At 50.3% G+C, this 22,780-nt stretch carries 23 protein-coding genes; 12 read left to right on the forward strand and 11 right to left on the reverse strand.

Annotated features, from left to right (window positions below):
- Positions 1 to 126: 126 nt before the first annotated feature.
- Entirely contained in the window at positions 127 to 1,821 is a 1,695-nt protein-coding gene (locus tag PCO85_08940) for an aspartate:alanine antiporter (GenBank protein ID WJV55496.1), read from the reverse strand.
- Between the two features lie 314 nt (positions 1,822 to 2,135).
- On the opposite strand from PCO85_08940, the gene ybjM reads away from it, so the two are divergent.
- Complete coding sequence (ybjM, locus tag PCO85_08945; GenBank protein WJV55497.1) at positions 2,136 to 2,504, forward strand: inner membrane protein YbjM; 369 nt, start codon at positions 2,136 to 2,138, stop codon at positions 2,502 to 2,504.
- A 133-nt stretch (positions 2,505 to 2,637) separates the two neighbouring features.
- On the opposite strand, the gene PCO85_08950 is transcribed toward ybjM, so the two are convergent.
- Positions 2,638 to 2,901 carry a GrxA family glutaredoxin gene (locus tag PCO85_08950; GenBank protein ID WJV55498.1) on the reverse strand — a complete coding sequence of 88 codons (264 nt, stop codon included), beginning with the start codon at positions 2,899 to 2,901 and terminating at the stop codon, positions 2,638 to 2,640.
- A 343-nt stretch (positions 2,902 to 3,244) separates the two neighbouring features.
- Between PCO85_08950 and nfsA the strand changes: the two genes are divergently transcribed.
- From nfsA to rlmC, 9 genes are all read left to right on the forward strand, one after another.
- Positions 3,245 to 3,964 (forward strand): oxygen-insensitive NADPH nitroreductase, encoded by a 720-nt coding sequence (gene nfsA, locus PCO85_08955; GenBank protein WJV55499.1) that lies wholly within the window; start codon positions 3,245 to 3,247, stop codon positions 3,962 to 3,964.
- 12 nt (positions 3,965 to 3,976) lie between these two features.
- A complete protein-coding gene (gene rimK, locus PCO85_08960; GenBank protein WJV55500.1) occupies positions 3,977 to 4,906 on the forward strand; it encodes a 30S ribosomal protein S6--L-glutamate ligase in 930 nt (309 codons plus the stop codon).
- Positions 4,907 to 5,022: 116 nt separating this feature from the next.
- Entirely contained in the window at positions 5,023 to 5,502 is a 480-nt protein-coding gene (locus PCO85_08965; GenBank protein ID WJV55501.1) for a YbjN domain-containing protein, read from the forward strand.
- A gap of 390 nt (positions 5,503 to 5,892) precedes the next feature.
- Positions 5,893 to 7,002, forward strand: coding sequence for a spermidine/putrescine ABC transporter substrate-binding protein PotF (gene potF, locus PCO85_08970; GenBank protein WJV55502.1), 1,110 nt, complete (start codon positions 5,893 to 5,895; stop codon positions 7,000 to 7,002).
- A gap of 116 nt (positions 7,003 to 7,118) precedes the next feature.
- Complete coding sequence (gene potG, locus PCO85_08975) at positions 7,119 to 8,252, forward strand: putrescine ABC transporter ATP-binding subunit PotG (protein ID WJV55503.1); 1,134 nt, start codon at positions 7,119 to 7,121, stop codon at positions 8,250 to 8,252.
- A 16-nt stretch (positions 8,253 to 8,268) separates the two neighbouring features.
- Positions 8,269 to 9,228, forward strand: a complete 960-nt coding sequence (gene potH / locus PCO85_08980) for a putrescine ABC transporter permease PotH (GenBank protein ID WJV55504.1) — start codon at positions 8,269 to 8,271, stop codon at positions 9,226 to 9,228.
- A complete protein-coding gene (gene potI, locus PCO85_08985; GenBank protein ID WJV55505.1) occupies positions 9,225 to 10,070 on the forward strand; it encodes a putrescine ABC transporter permease PotI in 846 nt (281 codons plus the stop codon). The genes potH and potI overlap by 4 nt, the downstream gene beginning before the upstream one ends.
- A 123-nt stretch (positions 10,071 to 10,193) precedes the next feature.
- Entirely contained in the window at positions 10,194 to 10,631 is a 438-nt protein-coding gene (locus PCO85_08990; protein ID WJV55506.1) for a DUF2593 family protein, read from the forward strand.
- Positions 10,632 to 10,696: 65 nt separating this feature from the next.
- Positions 10,697 to 11,836: a 23S rRNA (uracil(747)-C(5))-methyltransferase RlmC gene (gene rlmC, locus PCO85_08995; protein WJV55507.1), complete on the forward strand. Its 1,140-nt coding sequence runs from the start codon at positions 10,697 to 10,699 to the stop codon at positions 11,834 to 11,836.
- A 35-nt stretch (positions 11,837 to 11,871) separates the two neighbouring features.
- On the opposite strand, the gene PCO85_09000 is transcribed toward rlmC, so the two are convergent.
- From PCO85_09000 to artP, 5 genes are all read right to left on the reverse strand, one after another.
- Entirely contained in the window at positions 11,872 to 12,606 is a 735-nt protein-coding gene (locus PCO85_09000; protein ID WJV55508.1) for an arginine ABC transporter substrate-binding protein, read from the reverse strand.
- 352 nt (positions 12,607 to 12,958) lie between these two features.
- On the reverse strand, positions 12,959 to 13,630 hold the full coding sequence (gene artM / locus PCO85_09005; GenBank protein ID WJV55509.1) for an arginine ABC transporter permease ArtM: 672 nt from the start codon (positions 13,628 to 13,630) through the stop codon (positions 12,959 to 12,961).
- On the reverse strand, positions 13,630 to 14,346 hold the full coding sequence (gene artQ, locus PCO85_09010; protein WJV55510.1) for an arginine ABC transporter permease ArtQ: 717 nt from the start codon (positions 14,344 to 14,346) through the stop codon (positions 13,630 to 13,632). Before artQ ends, artM begins: the two co-directional genes overlap by 1 nt.
- Positions 14,347 to 14,357: 11 nt before the next feature.
- A complete protein-coding gene (gene artJ, locus PCO85_09015) occupies positions 14,358 to 15,089 on the reverse strand; it encodes an arginine ABC transporter substrate-binding protein (protein WJV55511.1) in 732 nt (243 codons plus the stop codon).
- Positions 15,090 to 15,108: 19 nt separating this feature from the next.
- On the reverse strand, positions 15,109 to 15,837 hold the full coding sequence (gene artP / locus PCO85_09020) for an arginine ABC transporter ATP-binding protein ArtP (protein WJV56038.1): 729 nt from the start codon (positions 15,835 to 15,837) through the stop codon (positions 15,109 to 15,111).
- 315 nt (positions 15,838 to 16,152) lie between these two features.
- Here artP and PCO85_09025 point away from each other — a divergent pair, with 315 nt between their 5' ends.
- Complete coding sequence (locus tag PCO85_09025; GenBank protein WJV55512.1) at positions 16,153 to 16,476, forward strand: heavy metal-binding domain-containing protein; 324 nt, start codon at positions 16,153 to 16,155, stop codon at positions 16,474 to 16,476.
- A 6-nt stretch (positions 16,477 to 16,482) separates the two neighbouring features.
- Positions 16,483 to 17,322 carry an N-acetylmuramoyl-L-alanine amidase gene (locus PCO85_09030; protein ID WJV55513.1) on the forward strand — a complete coding sequence of 280 codons (840 nt, stop codon included), beginning with the start codon at positions 16,483 to 16,485 and terminating at the stop codon, positions 17,320 to 17,322.
- On the opposite strand, the gene PCO85_09035 is transcribed toward PCO85_09030, so the two are convergent.
- The 4 genes from PCO85_09035 to PCO85_09050 all read right to left on the reverse strand — a co-directional run bounded on the left by PCO85_09035 (position 17,319) and on the right by PCO85_09050 (position 22,738).
- A complete protein-coding gene (locus PCO85_09035) occupies positions 17,319 to 18,785 on the reverse strand; it encodes a DUF2867 domain-containing protein (protein ID WJV55514.1) in 1,467 nt (488 codons plus the stop codon). The two genes, PCO85_09030 and PCO85_09035, sit on opposite strands and share 4 nt — an antisense overlap.
- A 141-nt stretch (positions 18,786 to 18,926) precedes the next feature.
- Positions 18,927 to 19,934 carry an NADH oxidoreductase gene (gene hcr, locus PCO85_09040; protein WJV55515.1) on the reverse strand — a complete coding sequence of 336 codons (1,008 nt, stop codon included), beginning with the start codon at positions 19,932 to 19,934 and terminating at the stop codon, positions 18,927 to 18,929.
- 70 nt (positions 19,935 to 20,004) lie between these two features.
- Positions 20,005 to 21,657 (reverse strand): hydroxylamine reductase, encoded by a 1,653-nt coding sequence (gene hcp / locus PCO85_09045; protein WJV55516.1) that lies wholly within the window; start codon positions 21,655 to 21,657, stop codon positions 20,005 to 20,007.
- A gap of 178 nt (positions 21,658 to 21,835) precedes the next feature.
- Positions 21,836 to 22,738: a lysine exporter LysO family protein gene (locus PCO85_09050; GenBank protein ID WJV55517.1), complete on the reverse strand. Its 903-nt coding sequence runs from the start codon at positions 22,736 to 22,738 to the stop codon at positions 21,836 to 21,838.
- Between the last annotated feature and the right edge of the window lie 42 nt (positions 22,739 to 22,780).

Genomic DNA, 22,780 nt, shown 5'->3' on the forward strand with positions numbered 1-22,780 from the left:
CCTGAAAGGCGTGAACGATGGGCTCCTCAATATTGAGATTTCAAAGAAAAGCAGTGGCACTTAATCAGACGCCAGCTATCTGGAAAAGTTCAGATAGAACTGAAAAAAATTGACATATTTTTACATTTAGCCCCAGCTTGGCAATTCCGGCCAGATAATCACAATCAATGAACCCGCCAATGTTAGTAGCACGTTGGCAATCGCATAGGTGCCAGCATATCCCAGTGCCGGAATATTGCTGCGAGCTGCATCGCTGATGATCTCCATCGCCGGGGCACAGGTCCGGGCACCCATGATGGCACCAAACAGCAACGCACGGTTCATCCGCAGAACATAGGCACCAAACAGGAAACAAATCACTACCGGCAGCAAGCTGACCATCAATCCTGAAAACAGCATTTGTACACCTACTTCGCCAAAACTGGTATTAATGGTGCCGCTGGCGCTCAGGCCGACGCCGGCCATAAATACCATCAGTCCGAACTCTTTCACCATATTCAGCGCCCCTTGTGGAATATAACCGAATGTGGGGTGGTTAGCCCGCAGAAAGCCTAGCAAAATACCGGCGAACAGCAGACCGGCGGCGTTTCCAATACCGAATGAGAAGTTGCTGAACTTGAATGTGACCAGCCCTATCATGATACCGATGATGAAAAAGGCGCAGAATGCCAGTAGATCCGTGACCTGGCTGTGGATAGAAATAAAACCGATACGGTCAGCGATGCTTTTTACGCGACGGGTATCGCCGCTGACTTGCAAAACATCACCTTTATTTAGCACAACGCCATCATCAATCGGCATCTCAATCTGGCTGCGCACGATGCGGTTAAGAAAACAGCCGTGATCGGTCAGTTTAAGCTGGCTGAGTCGTTTACCTACGGCATTGTGGTTTTTCACCACAATTTCTTCAGTAACGATGCGCATATCCAGCAAATCACGGTCAAAAACTTCTTTGCCATCGCGGAAGTTGGAGTTGAGTCGGGCATGAGAATCCGGATAGCCCACCAGGGCAATTTCATCACCCAGTTGTAATACGGCATCACCATCCGGGCTGGCCAGAATCCCATTGCGACGAATCCGCTCAATATAGCACCCTGTCTGGCGGTAGATGCCCAGCTCCCGCAGATTTTTGCCATCAGCCCAGGCGACCAGTTCCGGACCAACACGATAAGCACGGATAATTGGCAGATAAATTTTACGTTGACTATCTGGATCCAGGCCTCGCTCCCGAGCGATTTGCTGGGCGCTGGTGGGCAGGTCTTGATGCTGTAGTTTTGGTAGGTAACGGGCACCAAAAATCAAACTGACCAAACCGATTAAGTAGGTAAGCGCATAACCGAGACTCAGGTGTTCCTGTTCGATACCCAGTTGTTGGCCAAGATTAGTGGCGTTGCGTAACGTGTCTCCCGCACCGACCAGTACTGGTGTGGATGTCATCGAGCCCGCCAGCATCCCGGCGGTTAACCCGATACCCCAACCGAAAACCTTACCCAGCAGCAACGCAATGATTAATGCACTGACGACCATCACCAGAGCCAGAATGAGATAATTTTTTCCGTCGCGGAAGAATATGGAAAAAAAGTTAGGGCCAGCTTCAACACCGACACAAAAAATAAATAACATAAAACCTAGATTAAGCGCCTCGGTATTAATAGCGAAATGTTGCTGTCCCAGTAATAACGATACAACTAAAACCCCAATAGAATTACCGAGTTGTACAGAACCCAGCCTTAATTTCCCCAGACAAAGTCCTAATGACAGAACCACAAATAAGAGCAGAATGTAATTCCCGTTTAACAAATCAGCGACGTTTATATTCATTGGATGTAACTTGTTGTTTACTAGTAAGTTCTTGATATAAAAAGTGATTAGGGCTAAATTTCCCCTAATCACATGATGTTGGCTATGCCGGTAACACATTATAAAATGTAAAAACCGATCTTATTTAGAGCAATTGTTGGGTCGGTCGCCATTTTAGAGGTTTATTAGTCTGACAACCAGTCGCCAGTGCAGATAAATAGTAATAAGCCTCGCTTCGTACCATATCAGGGATATACATCTATGCTGGTGTTGAATGTCGGAGAACTATTTACCGTCAGGTTGATATGACGTATGTACATGTCGGGAGGCGAAGTATGGCAGGTAATAGAGGTTGGGTGGGCGTCGTCAGCTGTTTCATATTGTTTACCCTTATTTTCCTGAGTCAGAAAATGATCGTCTCCAAGGTCGAGGGAGAAGCATTACATGGTGATCCCGGAATGCTGTTATTTCTATTGCCGGGTGTAGTATCCAGCTGCCTTGCTGGAGGTAGACGGTTACGCTATACCTTCATCGGCTCACTGATTGCCTCGCCAATATGCCTGCTTATCCTGCATTTGTGGATTGGCTCGGTGATTTCATTCTGGCAAGAGCTGGCCTATGTTGCCGGTGCTTTGTTCTGGAGCCTCATGGGGGGATTAATACTGCTGTTTTTGCACGCAGCGAGTCGGCGCTATTTTCGTTAATGTGTATCGGTGTAAAACGGGAGTATGCAACACTGTCGGGAGAGAGAATGATTACCCCAAGGCGGTTCAACGTCTCAGGGCGTTTTTTATTATTAATGAATTTTGTTGCCGTGGAGATTGATCGACTTATGGTTTACCTGAATAGGTTCAAATGTTCTTTAGCGTAGGCTTCAAACTCAGTGCAACCACCAATATGTTTTTCGTCCAGAAAAATCTGCGGCACGGTTTCGACCGGTTTGCCCACAGTTTTGGATAAATCTTCTTTTGAAATGCCTTCTTCGCGAATATCAACGTAGCGGAAACGGAAATCATCACGCTCAGTTGAGAGTTTTTCAGCCAACTCATTGGCACGAACACAATAAGGACAACCAGGGCGTCCGAAAATAACAGCAAACATGTAAACTCCTTACTTAATTAATCAGTCGCAGTTTCCCGCGGAAACGTTGAATATAATGCTCAAAGCAACGCTAACCGCACGCACTATGCGCGCAACAGGCAACGAAAAAAAGCAGTCACAGCCTGTTGTACTGATTTGCGTTATCTATCAGATACACAGTGAATACCGGTTACAAGTTGTTGGTGTTTTAGATTGACCAACAATACTATTGTCGCCGTCATAATATGACAAAATAGCGGCGTATGTCTTTTCCATATCATCTATCGCGGAGTCGGATCAGACGGAATAGCACGCGTGGTGAGTTCTGCGGGAAATAAAAATCTTGTTTCGAAGGATATCTATTGTGACGCCAACTATCGATTTATTACGGCAACATCGCTCCATCCGGGCGTTTACGGCACAGCCACTGACGGATGAGCAGCGGGATGCCATCATTGCTGCTGCGCAAAGTGCTTCCAGTTCCAGCTTTCTGCAATGCAGTTCCATTATTCGTATTACCGATCATTCTGTGCGTCAAACTTTGGTGCATCTGACCGGTGAACAAGCTTATGTAGGACAGGCCGCTGAATTTTGGGTGTTCTGCGCAGATTTCAATCGTCATCTGCAAATCTTTCCGCAGGCAGAAGTCGGGCTGGCGGAGCAATTGCTATTGGGGTGTGTGGATACGGCGTTAATGGGACAAAACGCACTGATCGCGGCGGAATCGCTGGGATTGGGTGGTGTGTTCATCGGTGGAATCCGTAATAATATCGCCGATGTTACCCAGTTGCTGGCACTGCCCAAGCGGGTATTGCCGTTGTTTGGTCTGTGTCTGGGATATCCGAATGCGCAACCGGCGCTTAAGCCACGGTTGCCCGCTGCACTGGTGGTACATGAAAACACCTATCAGCCAATTGATAGCACTTTGCTGGCACAATACGATCAACATATTGTCGACTACTATCTGCACCGTGACCGCTCGCGTAATGAAAGTTGGAGTGACCAGATTCGGCAGACGCTGAGCAAAGAACGTCGTCTGTTTATGCTGGACTACTTACACCAACAAGGATGGGCTACCCGGTAGCACAGGAGTCTTATGAAGATTGCCATTCTGTCACGGGACGGTTCCCTTTATTCTTGCGAACGATTACGTGAGGCAGCAACAGAGCGCAGGCATAGTATTGAAATTATCGATCCACTATCCTGCTATATGAATATCAATTCGGCGGCACCTTCGGTGCATTATCGCGGACGACAACTTGACAGATATGATGCCGTTATTCCGCGCATCGGAACGGCTATTACGTTTTACGGCACGGCCGTGTTGCGGCAATTTGAAATGTTGGGCAGTTTTGTGCTGAATAACGCGGTTGCGGTGATCCGTGCCCGGGATAAATTACATTCTCTGCAATTGCTGGCGCGTCAGGGCATTGATTTACCGATCACCGGATTTGCGCATTCGCCGGATGATACTGGCGATTTGATTAAAATGGTCGGCGGCGCGCCGCTGGTGGTCAAGTTGGTGGAAGGCACTCAGGGTATTGGCGTGGTGTTGGCGGAGACGCAACAAGCGGCGGAGAGTGTGATTGATGCTTTTCGCGGATTGAATGCCCATATCCTGGTGCAGGAATATATCCGCGAGGCGGAAGGTAAGGATATCCGTTGTCTGGTGATCGGTGATCGCGTGGTGGCCGCCATTGAACGGCAGGCTAAACCGGGTGATTTTCGGTCCAATTTGCACCGTGGCGGGTCAGCCAATCGGGTTCAAATTAGTTCACAGGAGCGGGCAATTGCGGTGAAGGCTGCAAAAACATTGGGACTGAATGTCGCTGGTGTTGATATACTAAGGGCCAAGCGCGGGCCATTGGTCATGGAAGTGAACGCGTCACCAGGGCTGGAAGGAATAGAAACCACCACCGGGCTGGATATCGCTGGAATGATGATTGAATTCATTGAGCAACATCGCCATGTCGTGTCCCGTTCAGCCGGTAATCGTGTGGTCAATAATAGCCCAAAACCGTATTAGCGCGGCGCTTTTCGATGTTTACGCTTGTTGACATGGCATCGAGACGTGATATTCCGTAAGCTAGACGCACTTTTTTTTGTTTTTCATCGATTGGTTAGTGTATGAGGCAGGTTAATATGGATTCGGTCATCGTCCCTGATTTGAATTTGCTGCGACGGTGGCTGGATCAACTGGGTATTATCTATTTCGAATGTGATTCCTGCCAGGCGTTGCATCTGCCTCATATGCAGAATTTTGATGGTATCTTTGACGCGAAAGTTGATATCGCCGACAGTGTCATCCTGTTTTCTGCGCTGGCAGAAGTGAAACCGACGGCACTGATTCCACTGGTCGGGGAGCTCAGTCAGATTAACGCCAGCTCATTGACTGCCAAAGTATTTCTTGATATTCAGGACGACAATATGCCCAGACTGATTGTCTGCCAGACGTTCAGCGCCGGAGCAGGTATCACGCTGGAGCAGTTCCGCCACTTTATGCAGCAGGCGGAACAGCAGACCTCAATGGTTATCCTGGAAGCCGGTGCTAATAATCTGCTGTTTTTGAGTGATGATGAAGATACCCCTACTGTCCAGATAAATACCACAAATCTGCATTGATTCCGTTATCTATCAATGACTGTAATCACTTTTTCTTATTTTTATCAGACCCTATTTTATTTCGCTGATAACGTTTAATTGCCAGATATTCATTGGCATTTAAGCGTTACAGACGTAGCTCATAGGCAGAACCTGCATAAATAATCGCTAAAACCCATTTTTTTCATTCAGCTATGGTATGGCTGTATTACTACAGTTATGCTTATTTTTGTATGGGAATGTAACCGCATCGTGTCCACGCCTATACTTGGCAGGATGGATGTCAGTGCATAACCATTCATCGGTCATCGCTGTTATGCTGCTCATTTAGGCAGCGTATGTATGTATTATTGTATCCAGGTGATACAAATCAATCCCTTGATTTACTCCCTGCTATGGAGGAAGGAACGGATGTTCACCCAACGTAAAAAATGGTTATCGGGTGTTGTTGTCAGTGTGCTGATGGCCGCGTCCGTCGCTGCGTCTGCGGAAGAGAAAACGCTACATATCTACAATTGGTCTGATTATATTGCGCCAGACACGTTGGAGAATTTTCAGAAAGAGACCGGCATAAAAGTCGTTTATGACGTGTTTGACTCCAACGAAGTGTTGGAAGGCAAATTGATGGCGGGGAGCACGGGATTTGACCTGGTTGTACCATCAGCCAGTTTCATGGAGCGCCAGCTCAGTGCCGGCGTCTTTCAGCCACTGGATAAGAGCAAGCTGCCGAACTACAAAAATCTCGATCCTGAGTTGATGAAACTGATAGAACCGCATGATCCTGGTCACAAATATGCGGTGCCATATCTGTGGGCAACGACCGGTATCGGATATAACATCGATAAAGTGAAAGCCGTATTAGGCAAAGATGCCCCGGTTAACAGTTGGGATCTGGTCCTCAAGCCGGAAAATCTGGCAAAACTGAAAAGTTGTGGCGTTTCTTTCCTGGATGCCCCCGAAGAAATTTTTGCTACGGTGTTGAATTATCAGGGCAAAGATCCTAACAGCACGATTGCCAGCGACTACACGCAATCCGCCACTGATTTACTGTTAAAACTGCGCCCCAGCATCCGTTATTTCCACTCTTCCCAGTATATTAATGACCTGGCGAATGGGGATATCTGTGTGGCCATCGGTTGGGCCGGTGATGTGATGCAAGCGGCCAACCGGGCAAAAGAAGCCAAAAACGGCGTCAATATCGGTTACAGCATCCCTAAAGAAGGGGCGTTGGCGTTTTTCGATGTTTTTGCTATGCCAGCTGATGCCAAAAATGTGGATTCAGCCTATAAGTTCCTCAACTATCTGCTGGAACCCAAGGTGATTGCCAATATCAGTAATCACGTGTTCTATGCCAATGTGAACAAGGAATCGCTGCCGTTTGTAAACGATGCGGTGCGTAATAACCCGGGTATTTATCCACCGGCTGATGTACGTGCCAAACTGTTTACGCTGAAAGTTCAGTCACCGAAAATTGATCGAGTACGAACCCGTGCCTGGACTAGAGTAAAAAGCGGTATGTGATTTTTTATTGTGATTGTCATGACTCAACAGGCGGCCAAGACCCGCCTGTTTGTGCTATTTGCGTCGCAGCATTGTGGCTGTGACGTTGTTCTGCTTTTACCGGAGAGCAATATTAAGTGAACGATGTAATTCCCCGCCCTCAGCCTAAACTCCAGAAAGCGGCAATACCGTTGCTGGAAGTTCGCAATCTAACCAAGTTCTATGACGGTCAGGCGGCAGTTGATGATGTCAGTCTGACGATTTACAAGGGTGAAATTTTTGCACTATTAGGCGCGTCAGGATGTGGTAAATCTACACTGCTGCGTATGCTGGCTGGTTTTGAGCATCCAACCCAAGGGAAAATCGTTCTGGATGGGCAGGATCTTTCTCTGGTGCCGCCATATCAACGGCCTATCAATATGATGTTTCAGTCCTACGCTCTGTTTCCACATATGACGGTAGAAAAGAATATCGCCTTTGGCCTGAAACAGGACAAGTTATCGCGTTCGGAGATTAAAGATCGCGTGGAAGAGATGCTGACGCTGGTGCATATGCAGGAATATGCCGGGCGTAAACCGCATCAGCTTTCCGGTGGTCAGCGTCAGCGCGTGGCGTTGGCGCGCAGTCTGGCGAAACGGCCAAAACTGCTGTTGCTGGATGAACCGATGGGCGCGTTGGATAAAAAACTTCGTGATCGTATGCAACTGGAAGTGGTGGATATACTGGAGCGGGTGGGCGTGACCTGTGTCATGGTGACACATGACCAGGAAGAAGCGATGACCATGGCGGGTCGAATTGCCATCATGAATCGCGGCAAGTTTGTGCAGATCGGTGAGCCGGAAGAAATATACGAGCACCCGAATACCTGTTTCAGCGCGGAATTTATCGGTTCGGTGAACATGTTTGAAGGGTTGTTGCAAGAACGCCGGGATGATGCACTGATCGTCCAAAGTCCCGGATTGATTCATCCCCTCAAGGTCGATTCCGATGTGTCCGTTGTAGATGGTGTGCCGGTTTTTATTGCCTTGCGCCCGGAAAAAATCATGCTGTGTGACGACGCCCCGGCCGACGGCTGTAATTTCGCGGTGGGCGAGGTGGTACACATTGCCTATTTGGGTGATCTTTCCATTTATCACGTTCGGCTCAGTAGTGGCCAGATTATCAGTGCTCAACTGCAAAATACTTATCGTTATCGCAAAGGTGCGCCGACCTGGGGAGATGAAGTGCATCTCTGTTGGGATGCGGATAGTTGTGTGGTGCTGACGGTATAGTGGGAGGAGTAGTGTGATGGCGATGTTATCTGAGCAACAGGAACCACCGGACCACAGAGTAGGGGCGGTTCGTACCGCATTGACGCACTGGCGCATGGCGCATGGCCGCAAGCTGGTGATCGCGCTGCCGTATCTGTGGTTACTGTTGCTGTTTATGCTGCCGTTCCTGATTGTTTTTAAAATCAGTCTGGCAGAAATGGCCCGTGCGGTGCCACCGTATACTGATTTACTCTCCTGGGTGGACGATAAGCTGGATCTTTCGCTCAATATTGGCAACTACCTGCAATTATTGTCGGACCCGCTATACATCGACTCGTATCTGCAATCACTCAGGGTGGCGGCAGTTTCCACACTTTGCTGTCTGCTGGTGGGATATCCGCTGGCCTGGGCGGTAGCACACAGTAAACCGGCAACACGCAATATTCTGTTGCTGTTGGTGATCCTACCCTCATGGACCTCTTTTCTGATCCGCGTTTATGCCTGGATGGGGATTCTTAAAAATAACGGAATTCTGAATAATTTCCTGCTGTGGCTGGGGGTGATAGATCATCCTCTGGTGATTCTGCATACCAATCTGGCGGTTTATATCGGCGTAGTCTATTCCTATTTGCCGTTTATGGTGCTGCCCATTTATACCGCGCTGACACGGCTGGATTACTCTCTGGTGGAAGCGTCGCTCGATCTGGGGGCCAGACCGGTGAAAACCTTTTTCAGTGTCATTGTGCCGCTGACCAAAGGGGGCATTATCGCTGGTTCTATGTTGGTGTTTATTCCGGCCGTGGGCGAATATGTGATCCCGGAACTGCTGGGTGGCCCGGACAGTATCATGATTGGCCGTATCCTGTGGCAGGAGTTCTTTAATAACCGTGACTGGCCGGTTGCCTCGGCCGTGGCGATCGTCATGTTGGTATTGCTGATTATGCCAATCATGTGGTTCCACAAGTATCAGAACAAGGAAACGGAGGATCAGGGATGAACAACTTACCGGTGGTGCGTTCGCCGTGGCGGATTCTGATTCTGGTGCTCGGGTTTACCTTTCTGTATGCGCCAATGCTGATGTTGGTTATCTATTCGTTTAACAGCTCAAAGCTGGTGACGGTATGGGCCGGAGTGTCAACACAATGGTACAGCGCGTTATTCGAAGACACGGCAATGATCAACGCGGTGATATTGAGTTTGACCATCGGCGCGGCGGCAGCATCAATGGCGGTAGTGATTGGGACGCTGGCTGCGGTGGTGATGGTCCGTTTTGGCCATTTTCGTGGTTCAACCGGTTTTGCCTTTATGTTGACCGCACCGTTGGTCATGCCGGATGTGATCACGGGTTTATCGCTGTTACTGCTGTTCGTCGCGTTGGGACACGCTATTGGCTGGCCGGCTGAGCGTGGCATGTTGACTATCTGGTTGGCACATGTCACGTTCTGTTCAGCTTATGTGACCGTGGTTATCAGCGCCCGGTTACGTGAGTTGGATCACTCGATTGAAGAGGCCGCCATGGATTTGGGCGCAACGCCACTGAAAGTGTTCTTTATCATCACTGTACCGATGATTGCGCCAGCGCTGATTTCCGGCTGGTTGCTGGCCTTCACTTTGTCACTGGATGACCTGGTGATCGCCAGTTTTGTGTCGGGCCCCGGCGCGACAACGTTGCCGATGTTGGTCTTTTCCAGTGTGAGAATGGGTGTTAATCCACAAATTAATGCGTTGGCTTCCTTGATATTATTAGTCGTCGGTATTATTGGCTTTATTGCGTGGTGGTTTATGGCTCGGGCAGAAAAGCAGCGTCAGCGGGATTTACAAAAAGCGAGGCGAGGCTGAACGCCAATCGTTTTTCTGTCTGGATTTTGCCAATGTTAACAACGCCGCCATAATGTCTGGTGGCGTCGTTGTATCAGGGAGATTGCGACTATTCTGTACAGTAAAAAGGGCATGGGGCGTGGTATGCGTGCGCCGGTTGCGGTTATGGTCGCGGGGACGGCAATTATTGCCACTCGCTGCGTGAGTGTTTTCCTGATCGTAGGTGAACTGGGACTGAGTGGACTGCTCGGCTGGTTAAAACACAGTGCTGAAACCTGGGATTCTACCCTGATGTTGCTAGCGGCGGTGCTGGTGATCTGTGTTGAGATTCGTTGTGGATTCGCCGTTCTGGCCGGAATTAACTGGGGACGCTGGTGCTATCTGGCGTGTCAGTGTCTGGTCACGTTGTCGATGGCTATCGCGTTACTGGCCGATGTTTTACCGCCAATATTTCATTTTCATGGTGATGGACATGCGGCGATGCTGAATCAGTTATTATTGCAGAAAGTGCCTGATTTTCTGGTGATTCTGCTGTTGTTTATTCCCCGTCGCAGCCAACGGTTTTTTCTGCGGCAGAAATAACTTTTCTCTGTCCGGGTGGTACAATCGGCCCCCCATTTTCCTTTATAGGTTTCAGACTCAACGCTATGCAGTGCGCACGCTACAACGAAGGAACCTGCCGTTCCTGCCAATGGCTGGAAAAACCCTACCCACAGCAACTGGCGGATAAACAGCAACATTTGGCGGAGTTACTGGCTTCACATCCGGTTCGTGAGTGGTTGCCGGCCTATGCGTCGAAACCGTCCGCCTTTCGCAATAAGGCCAAAATGGTGGTCAGCGGCAGTGTGGAACGACCATTATTGGGAATGCTGCACCGTGATGGATCGGCCGTGGATCTGTGTGATTGTCCGCTCTATCCGCCTGGCTTCGCCACGGTGTTTGCTGTTCTGAAAACATTTATCGCCCGCGCGGGTCTGACACCCTATAACGTGGCCCGGCGTCGTGGTGAACTTAAATACCTGTTGCTGACGCAAAGTACCTTCAGTGGCGCGTTTATGCTGCGCATTGTATTACGTTCGGAAACCAAACTGACGCAGTTGCAGAATGCATTACCCTGGTTACAACAGCAATTGCCGCAACTGTTAGTGATTTCCGCCAATATCCAGCCGGTTCATCAGGCCATTATGGAAGGGGCGCGGGAGATCCCATTGAGTGAGCAGCAAACGCTGGAAGAGCAATTCAATCAGGTGCCGCTCTATATCCGTCCCCAGAGCTTTTTCCAGACCAATCCCCAGGTTGCCGCCGCGCTTTATGACACTGCCCGGCATTGGGTGGCGGAGTTGAATGTGCGTAGCCTGTGGGATCTATTTTGTGGTGTGGGAGGATTCGGCCTGCATTGCGCGACACAACATACCCGCCTGACTGGCATTGAAATCAATGCCGGGGCGATTGCCTGCGCTCGCCATTCGGCAGAGCGTCTGGGATTGGAAACCGTTGAGTTTCAAGCTCTGGACTCAACCGGGTTCGCTATTGGCAAAGAGGATGTGCCGGATCTGGTGATTGTTAATCCGCCGCGACGGGGTATTGGCGTCGAGTTGTGTCAGTATCTGAGCCGTATGGCGCCGGATGCCATTCTGTACTCAAGTTGCAATGCGCAAACCATGGCGAAGGATATGGCGATGCTGGCGGATTATCAGGCAATACGGATACAACTGTTCGATATGTTCCCACATACGGCACATTATGAAGTCCTTACACTGCTGCAACGAAATGCGCCAGCAGTGTAAGAGGATGGTGTGACAGGGTATCGCCTCAAGAGAGGTTACTGTTGTGGGAACCACTTGTCGTTGATGGTTTTGTAGGTACCATTGGCTTTAATGGCCTCCAGCGCCTGGTTAAGCTTTTTCAGTAACGCCTGGTTTTCCGGGCGCACCGCAATACCCAGGCCGATACCGAAATAATCAGGATCGGTCACCTTTTTCCCCACGGTCGCCAGTTCCGGGTTATTTTTGATCCACTCATTCACCACGGCCGTATCGCCAAAGACCCCATCCAGCCGACCATTTTTCAGGTCCAGTACCGCATTCTGGTAGCTGTCATATGCGACGGTCTGTACTTCAGGGTGTTGGTCATGCATATACTTCTGATGGGTGGTGCCATTTTCCATGCCAATACGTTTACCCTTCATATCCGCGAGAGAGTGGTATTTGCCTTTCTGGGTGATAACGATAGCCGAATTGGCATAGTAAGGCTGTGTGAACGCCACCTGCCTGGCGCGTTCCGGCGTGATGTCCATTCCGGAAATGACCGCATCATAACGACGGAATTTCAGCGCCGGGATCAGACTGTCAAACGCCTGATTAGTAAAAGTACAGCTGGCTTGCATCTGGTGGCACAGTGCTTTAGCTAAATCCATGTCAAAGCCAACAATTTCGTTATTGGCCACCAGAGATTCAAACGGCGGATAGGTGGCTGATGTGGCGAACCGAATGGTGTCTGCCGCGCTGGCGCTGAATGCCATCCCTGCCAGTAATGTAGCTGCCAGTAATTTTTTCATGTGGTTACTCCAGATCATTTTATTGTTTTTGGGTTGCTGTTTTCAGGTGCGGATATATCCGGCTCATTGAGAGTTACTTTGCCTCTTAATGAATTTATATGCAAATAAAATGAGTATAAATTCTTAATTATATTGGCCGCAGGCAAGAAAAAAGAACCGTCGTCAGATTTTGAATGGGCTGGATAATATAACTAACTGATTATAAATAAACTATAAAATAAATAATTTCCGGCTGTTTATTCTTGGCGGTGACGATTTTTTATTACGAATGAAGTAGGGCGTATTATGCATAAAAACGCTCAGCGTAGAGGTCTTGCGACTGAGCGTTAGGGTTATCGGGTCAATAGATCAATCATGAATTCCGGCGTTCAAATATCAGTGCCTGGCGCTCAATCAAACGCATCATCAGCGTGAGCAGTCCGTTGACACACAGATAAATGATCCCGGCGGCACCGAAGACCATCACGTCATAGGTGCGACCGTACATCAACTGGCTGTAGCCCATCACTTCCATCAGCGTAATAGTAAACGCCAGCGAGGTACTCTTGAAGACCAGCACCACCTCGTTGGAATAGGATGAAAGGGCACGTTTGAAGGCGAACGGTAGCAGAATGCGCATCGTCTGACGTTGATTCATCCCCAGCGCGGCGCAGGATTGCCACTGTCCGGCGGGAATAGCCCTTACCGCACCATAAAACAGTTGGGTGGTATAGGCGGCACTGTTTAACGCCAGCGCGATCATGGCGCATAGCCACGGTTGAGAGAGCAGGCTCCACAGCCAGGGAATCTGTTTTATCGAGTCAAACTGACCGGGGCCGTAGTAAATCAGGAATATCTGTACCAGCAGCGGTGTACCGGTGAATAACGTGATGTAGCCTTTTGCCAACGGCGCCAGCAGCGGTGTTTTCAGCGTCAGGATAACGGTGAGCAGCAGTGATAATAACAGTGCCACAATTAACGCCACGACGGTTAAGGTCAGGCTGGTGTGCAGCCCTTTCAGGAGATCAGGAATATAGGCGAGCATCAGGATGGCCTCCGTTCAAACCGGGTGGTGCGGGTTTCTATCCGTTGCAGCACCGCCTGACTCAGTAACGTGATCACCAGATAGATGCCGGCGGCAATCATATACCAGGTAAATGGTTCTTGAGTACGGGAGGCAATGCTTTTGGTTTGCAACATCAGATCATTAACGCTGATCAGCGACACCAGCGCCGTATCCTTTAGCAGCACCAGCCATTGGTTGCCTAATCCCGGCAGCGCGTGGCGCCACATCTGCGGCATAATCAGGCGGCGGAAGATCACCGCTTTACTCATTCCCAACGCCTGGCCGGATTCCCATTGACCGCGGGGTACCGCTTTTAATGCGCCACGCAGTGTTTGTGACGCGTAAGCGGCATAAAGCAGCGCCAGTGCAATCACACCACACAGGAATGGACTAACCTCAAAGCTTGCGATATTCAGTTTCACCGGGATCTGGAACAGATACAGATTAATCGTGAAGCCATCTGATAAGGTTAACAGCAGTTGCGATGAGCCAAAATAGATAAACAGCACCACCAGAATTTCCGGCAGTCCACGGATTAACGTCACCAGTGCGGTACCGAGCCAACTAACCACCTGCCAGCGTGCGGTTTCCCACAGGGCAAACAGCATGGCGAGGATCAGACCAAGCACCAATGCACAAACGGCGAGGCCGACGGTCATCCCGGCGGCGCTCGCTAAAGGTTGAAATTCAATCATTAGGTGTCAGATTACTGATGGAACCATTTTTGATAGATAGTCTGGTAAGTACCATTCTGCTTGATTTTGCTCAGCGCATCGTTGAATTGCTTCAGCAGGAGATCATTATTCTGGCGTACCGCAATCCCCAGACCTTCACCGAAGTAGTCTTTGTCGGTCACGTTGTCACCGACTGAAGTCAAGTTCTGGTTCTGTTTCAGCCATTCGGCCACTGCTGCGGTGTCACCGAAGACTGCGTCCAGACGGCCATTTTTCAGGTCGAGCACGGCGTTCTGATAGCTGTCGTAAGGTACGGTAATGATATCTTTATGTTTATCCATAAGATATTTTTGATGGGTACTCCCATTCTGTACGCCAACACGTTTACCTTTCAGTGCCGCGATGTCGGCAATGGTGCCTTTTCGGGCGATGAACAAGGCTGAGTTATCATAATATGGCTGAGTGAACCAAACTTGCTTCTGACGCTCCGGCGTGATGTCCATTCCGGCGATAACGGCTTCATAACGGCGGAATTTCAGTCCGGGGATCAGACTGTCAAAAGCCTGATTGCTGAAGGTGCAGGTAGCCTTAATCTCTTTACACAGGGCGTTGGCCAGGTCGATATCGAAACCCTGAATCTGATTGCTGGCATCCACGAATTCAAACGGAGGATAAGAGGCTTCGGTAGCAAAACGGATAGTTTCAGCCGCGCTGGCAGAAACACTCATTCCAGCGAACAGTGCAGCAACAAGTAATTTTTTCATTGTATGTTCCTGATAATAATCAATGTGATAAGTAACTGGCAAACTCAGGTGTCTGTGGCTGGATAAAATGACCAGCATCGCCTTGTTCCACGATATGACCGTTTTCCATGTACACTACGCGGCTGGCGGTTTTCCTGGCGAAACTGACTTCATGCGTCACGATAACCTGAGTAATGCCGGTTTCGCTCAGTTCCTGGATAATCCCGACGACCTGGGCGGTGATCTCCGGGTCGAGTGCTGCGGTGGGTTCATCAAACAACAGCACCTGAGGTTCCATCATCAATGCGCGGGCAATGGCCACCCGCTGTTGCTGTCCACCGGATAAATGCAGCGGATAGCGGTCGGAAAAATCATTTAACCGCAGGCGTGTCAGCAGTTTCTCCGCCCGTGCGTGGGCTTCCGGTTTACTCAGACTCAGCACTCGGCAGGGCGCTTCCACCAGGTTTTGCTGCACGGTGAGATGTGGCCATAGGTTGTATTGTTGAAACACCATCCCTACGTTCTGGCGCAGTTCGCGGATGGCGTTATCCGCCGGAGTATGGCTGAAGTCAAAGTGGGTGCCGGCGATCGACAAGGTACCCGAGCGTGGCATTTCCAATAAGTTCAGTACTCGCAGTAGCGAGCTTTTCCCCGCACCGCTGGGGCCAAGAAGCACCAGCGTTTCGCCGGCGGGACAATCGAGGGTAATATTAAATAGCGCCTGGTGTACGCCATAAAAACAGTTAATGCTGCTTAGTTGAATACTCATGCGCAATAATTGAATAGACATTGATGCCGCAAATGTTAACGTCGACAGAATAGTTATGCAATCACCATGGGTTAAAATTTGCAAACATGTGATTTTTTACTCAAATAACAGCATAAAATAGTGTGTTACTACAGCGGTTCTCCGATTTGTCGGGTTGGCAACGAATTCGACAGACAATCTTCAGTTTGTTTGTAGTGGCTACGCTTGATGCAAACGTTGCACAAAACAATTAATTGTGGATTTTATGTTGCCATTACACGATTTTTTGACACAAAGGGCTGTTCAGGTGTGAAAAATTTGATTAAGGAGCGCGTCATGCAATTATCCACAACCCCGACGTTGGAAGGGTATGTCATTACCGAATATTGTGGTGTGGTCACCGGAGAGGCTATTCTGGGTGTCAATGTTTTCCGTGATTTTTTTGCCGGTATTCGCGATATCGTTGGTGGGCGTTCCGGGGCTTACGAAAAAGAGTTGGGCCGTGCCAGACAGATTGCGTTTCGCGAACTACAGGAGCAGGCGGAAGCGCTAGGCGCGAATGCCGTTGTGGGTATTGATATTGATTATCAAACAGTGGGTAAGGACAACAGTATGCTGATGGTTTCCGTCAGCGGTACGGCAGTTAAAATCAGTCGTTGAATCTTGATGCAAAAATATATCATCGTGTTGCTGCTGTTGGCACTCACCGGATGTCAGACGCCATCCCCGACGACGTTGGTGGATCATGGCCGTTATCAGTTAGAAACGGCGGTGGTGGCACAATCGCAAGAAGCGCGGATCAAATTTCTGGTGATCCATTATACGGCGGAAGACTTTCCTGATTCGTTACACACGTTGACGAATACGGATGTCAGTGTGCATTACCTGATTCCGGCGGTGCCGCCACTACGGCATGGCAAGCGGGTGGCCTGGCAACTGGTGCCGGAATCACAGGCCGCGTGGCATGCCGGTAACAGTTACTGGCGTGGATTTACGCGACTGAATGCGGTCTCAGTCGGCATTGAGCTGGAAAATCCGGGTTATCACCGTACGCCACTGGGTTACTCATGGGCACCTTTCCCTGCGCCGCAACTGGCGGTACTGATCGATCTTGCCAGCGACATTATTCGGCGTTATCAGATTGCACCGCAAAATGTGGTGGCACACAGTGACATCGCGCCGCAGCGCAAGATAGATCCCGGGGCGCTGTTTCCCTGGCAGCGTCTGGCCGCTGCCGGTATCGGTGCCTGGCCGGATCCGGCACGGGTGATGTTTTATCTACAGGGCCGCGACACGACGGCACCGGTGGCGCAAGCCGATTTGCTGACAAAGTTGGCACGCTATGGTTATCAGGTAGGTGCTGGAATGACTGAGCGTGAGCAGCGGCGAGTGATCAGCGCTTTCCAGATGCACTTTCGCCCACAGCGCTATGATGGCAATCCAGATGCGGAGACGGAAGCCATCGTTGATGCGCTGTTGGAAAAGTATGGCGTCGGATTACGTTAGTCGTGGTATCGGGCATTGTCCTCATGCAACTGCTCGGTATCAATGGCCAGTGCGGAGATACGTTGCGTCATGCCCCGGAAGATAAACAAATGGGCCGGCATCATTAAAAACCAGTAGCCCAGGCCGCTAAAACCGGCTGGATGCCACCATGCCCGGACATCCAGTGTGCGATAGGTGCCTTTATCATCAATGGTAAATGTTAACCGACCGAGTCCCGGTGCCTTCATGCCAAACAGCAGTACCAACTGTTGCTGGGGTCTGATGGCAATAACCTTCCAGCCGTTGATGCGATCACCTATCATCAGTGCCCGGTGTTCCGGGCGTTCATAAATCACACCGTTACCGCAAAAATCGTCAATGCGCGCTCGGATCTGCCACAAAATGTCGGCATAGAAATACCCGTTTTTTCCGCCGATTTGCTGCACCACCTGCCACAGTGCCTGACTACTGGCACCGGTTTTATAGTTATATCCAGCCTGTTTAGGATAAAAACAGTAACCGGGTTGCCAACGTTCTTTGGCTTCCGGATCGTAGCCCCACTCCGGGTTATGCACGATGTCCGTTTCATTTTTTAGGGTAATGCGCACGGCATCATCAAAATTGATCAACGGTTGGGGAATCAATTGTTGCAATGCGGAGTCGTCCATCGGCAGATCATGCTTCAATCCTTGGATCAACGCCTTGGCGATATTGGTGGGGACGGACGTAATCAGATTCAGAAACCAGGCGGAGATCAGTCCGGTTGGTACTGGCAGCGGAATCAGTAAACGTCGTTTGCCGCTGATACGAATAAAACGCTCAAACATGGTCTGATAACTGATGTATTCCGGCCCGGCAGCTTCCAGGATACGGTGCTGTGTGGTGGGATGTTTCAGTATTTCAGTGAGATAAACCAGCAAGTTTTCCAGCGCAATCGGTGATGTTCGGGATCTTACCCAGCGCGGTGGCGTCAACAACGGCAAGTTGTACACCATATCACGCATGATTTCGAAGGCGGCAGAACCTGAACCAATGATGATACCGGCACGCAGTTCAGTTACCGGAATACCACTGCTACGTAGCGTATCTCCGGTGATTCTGCGGGCATACATATGTTCGGAACTGTCTGTTTTCGACTGGGCTGATCCCAGATAAATGATGTGCTTTATTTTGCTGGTCCGCAGAATTTTCCGCAGGTTCTGTGCCGACAGCCGCTCCCGCTCGATAAAGTCACGACCATCTTCCATGCTGTGTACCAGATAATAGAGGGTTTCCGCTTGCCACAATCCTTCCGGTATGGTGTGGAGCCGCATCAAATCCACATATTCGCACTGTACACCAGGCCACTGGCGTGATGCCAACGACTCAACGTGACGGGAAGCCGCAATAATCTGATGACCTTGCTGGCTCAGGCGGGACGTTAAATGACGGCCAATATAGCCACTGGCACCCAGAATTAAAATTGGTGCGTGTTTCGTTATCACAGCAGTCAGCTCCCTACCGCAAATGTGCGGATGAAGCCTTTACTATAGCGGGAAATCGGTATGGGGAAAAAGCGGTGTAACGGAAATGTGAACCACGAGGTGAGATGTTAACAGTGGCGGAAACAAGTCCGCCGTAATATTTCAGGCCAGAACGACATCCCCTTGTAGCTGACAACTACAGGCCAGTACATAACCTTGTGAGATCTCATCCTGGGTTAGTGTCGCGGTGCTGGTGGTAACGTACTGTCCACTGAGTATCCTGGTTTTACAGCTACCACAAACTCCGGCCCGGCAGGCGGCGTTAACCGGCACTTTATGGCTTTCCAGTGCGGCCAGCAGGCTGATGCCTACCGGAACGTTTACCTGTCGCAATGGATGGCTGATGGTCATGGTGAGTTGCTCACCGTTAATATCAACCGACGTTTCCGGCGCACCAAAGTGTTCTCTATAGACGTGGTTGGCCGCGACACCTGCTTGCGTACACAGCTCTTCCACCTGTTTCATGTACGGGATGGGGCCACAGGTCATCACAGTGCGGTGGGCAATATCCGGCACCTGTCTTGATAAGATGTCCTGCGTGATACGGCCATGCAGAAAACCTTCACTGGCGTTGTTTTCCGCCATCAGCGTCAGCTGTAATTGTTGTGGGTATCGTTGGCGCAGTGTCTGCCATTCTTTGGCAAAGATCACTTGCTGCGGATCGCGCACATTGACAATTACGCGAATGTCAGTTTGCGGGCGGTGAGCCAACAGCCAGCGACACATAGACATGATCGGCGTAACACCGCACCCAGCGGCCAGCATCAGGTACTGATCACTCACCGCGTGGGTGCAGGTGAATTCGCCCTCGGCATCAGACAGCCACAGATAGTCGCCAGGTTTGAGCTGCCCGGTCAACCAGCGTGAACCGATGCCATTATCCAGCCGACGCACCGTCAGTGTGATGAAGCGACTCAGACCCGGAGATGACGACAGTGTATAGGCGCGCAGAGTATCCGCACGGTTGGCAATGCAGACTAGTGCATGCTGGCCGGGCTGGTACGGATAAAAATCGTGATTGATCAGGGAAATGCTCCATACGTCCGGCGTTTCCTGATGAATTGAATGTACCTGCATACGGTAAGGGCATACAGGCGTTGGCATAGTCATGGCAATTCTCCGTCTATCCGGTCTTCCCGTCGCCATCGGTGCAACGGGACAGAAACGTAAATCGTCGCGATCAGGCGTTCAGAATCTCGTTCAGATCCCGTTCAACCGTGGTGATGGAACGCATACCGAATTTTTCGTTCAGGATGGCCAGCAGATTCTCCGTCAGGAAACCCGGTGCCGTCGGCCCGGTGTAGATGTTCTTTACACCCAGCGACAACAGCGTCAGCAGAATCACAATGGCTTTTTGTTCAAACCAGGACAGCATCAGACTCAACGGTAAATCGTTCACGCCGCAGCCCAGTTTTTCCGCCAGATTTACGGCGAGCATAATGGCGGAGTAAGCGTCGTTACACTGACCGACATCTAACAGCCGTGGCAACCCTTCCAGTGTGCCGAAATCCAGCTTGTTGAAACGGTATTTCCCACAGGCCAGCGTCATAATCAGGCAATCCTGTGGAATGTTGAGTGTGAAATCGGTGTAATAACTGCGCTCATCACGGCTGCCGTCACATCCGCCTACCAGAAACACATGGCGCAGCTTTTTCTGTGCCACCAGGTCGATAACGGTATCAGCGGCGTTCAACAGGGTCTGGCGGCCAAACCCTACGGTAATCAGGTGTTCGATTTCACTGTATGGGAAGCCGCTCAGATGTTGCGCCTGAGCGATCACCGCGCTGAAGTCATCACCCGCCAGATGGTTCACGCCTGGCCAACCTACAATGCTGCGCGTCCAGATGCGATCACTGTAATTGCCCACGTCAGGATCGATAATACAGTTGGATGTCATCAGGATCGGGCCGGGAAACCTGGCGAATTCAGTCTGCTGGTTCTGCCAGCCACTGCCGTAGTTCCCCACCAGATGCGAGAATTTCTTCAATTCAGGGTAGCCGTGGGCCGGCAGCATTTCACCGTGGGTATAGACGTTGACGCCAGTGCCTTCAGTCTGTTCCAGTAGTGTTTGCAGGTCTTTCAGATCATGACCGGAGATCAGAATGGCTTTGCCCGCCACCGGGCGCACATTAACTGCTGTCGGCTGTGGGTTGCCATAGGCTTCGGTTTCACCCCGATCCAGAATCGCCATGATGCTAAAATTCATCTTGCCGATGTCCATGGCGTTATTCAGTAGTGTGTCCATATCCGTGGGCCGAATACCGAGCCAGGCCATCAGCGCATGATAGTGTGCATAAATCTCATCATCATATTGACCGAGGACATGGGCGTGCTCCATGTAAGCGGCGGCACCTTTCAGACCATACAGGCACAACATACGTAGTCCGTGAATATCATCACCGACGCTGGTTTTATCGCTATTCAATGCAAAGCTGAGTGCTTGTTCTTGTAGCGTAGGGATATCATCACCGGCCAGTTGCAATTCGGCCATTGGATGACTGACCTTGACACTGGCATCCAGTAGACGACAGCGCGTAGCCAATGCCTGGCGATAGGCAATGGCGTCTTTAGCGTAACCAATAATGCGTTGGGAATCGAAGTTAACGTTAGTTAACGTGGAAAAGAAAGCGCGTGGCGAGAAGCTATCAACGTCATGGTCAACAATGCCCAGTGCACGGGCTTGCAATGCCCAGGCGGACAACCCTTGCAGGACGGCCACTAGCAGGTCTTGCAAATCGGAGGTTTCGGCCGTTTTGCCGCACATGCCCTGAGCGTAAGCACAACCATTACCAGCTGGTGTTTGCATGGTTTGTTCACATTGCACACAATACATAATCGCGTCCTTTTAAAGTTGTATTTATAATGCCTGTTTAAAAGCATAGAACCGGATGCCTCCGGTAAAAAAGCTTTTTTAATGCAACTTTACGTAAACTTGATGTAGCGCAATTTTCGCAGCAGAGGATGAAAATAACTCTCAATCAGCCTCGGTGCTGATCACGGCGAGGCGTAAATCATGATGAAAATAGTGCCATTAATACTGGGGCGGCCAGGCTCAGCAGAAAACCATGCACGATAGCGGGTGGCACCATATCCATGCCGCCACTGCGTTGCAGTACGGGCAAGGTGAAGTCCATGGAAGTGGCGCCGCACAAACCCAGCGCACTGGCGCGATGATGACGAATCAGTGTGGGGATCAATATTATCGCTGTCAGTTCCCGCGCCAGATCGTTAAAGAAAGCGGCACTACCAATCACCGGCCCAAAAGCGTCAGTCAACAGAATACCGGAGAGCGAATACCAGCCATAGCCGGATGCCATCGCCAGCGCCATATTCAGCGGCAGTTGCAGCAATACCGATGCCAGCGCGCCACCCGCCAACGCACTGATGCCGACCACCAGCGCCACAATCATTCCCCGTCGGTTCAGTACAATCTGACGCAGCGTCATACCGCTGTTGCGTAACTGAACGCCCACCAGAAACAGCAGAAATAGTAAGGCGTATTCGCTGCCTTTGGCCGCAAAGGTCAGAATGGATAATTGGCTGAGCCCCAACAAAAAACCGCCGAATACCACACCACATAACCTGAGCGACTCCAGCGCCATGCGTAGGCGGGAAGGTAACGCCTCCTGACCCGTGTTGCTGCCGCTCCAGCGGGTTCGCTTTTCCAGCAACCACAGTGCCAGTAGATTCGCTGCGGTGATGCAGATAAAACAGACGGATGCATAGCGGAAGATAGCCAGCAAATTACTGCCCAGATTATCCAGAAACGCCAGACTGATCCCCATCAGGAACAGAATGATATACACCATGCTGCTCAGTAGGCGGTTGATAATCTGTAACACCTTTTTTGCGCGCAGGGGAATCAGATAGCCGAGAATTAACGGCAGTAAGATGATCAATAATCCTGAATACATGATGAAACGGTATCCTTAACGCCTATCGAGATAGGCTTTGAT

This window comes from Prodigiosinella aquatilis (genome assembly GCA_030388725.1).
GTDB classification, from domain to species: Bacteria; Pseudomonadota; Gammaproteobacteria; order Enterobacterales; family Enterobacteriaceae; genus Prodigiosinella; species Prodigiosinella aquatilis.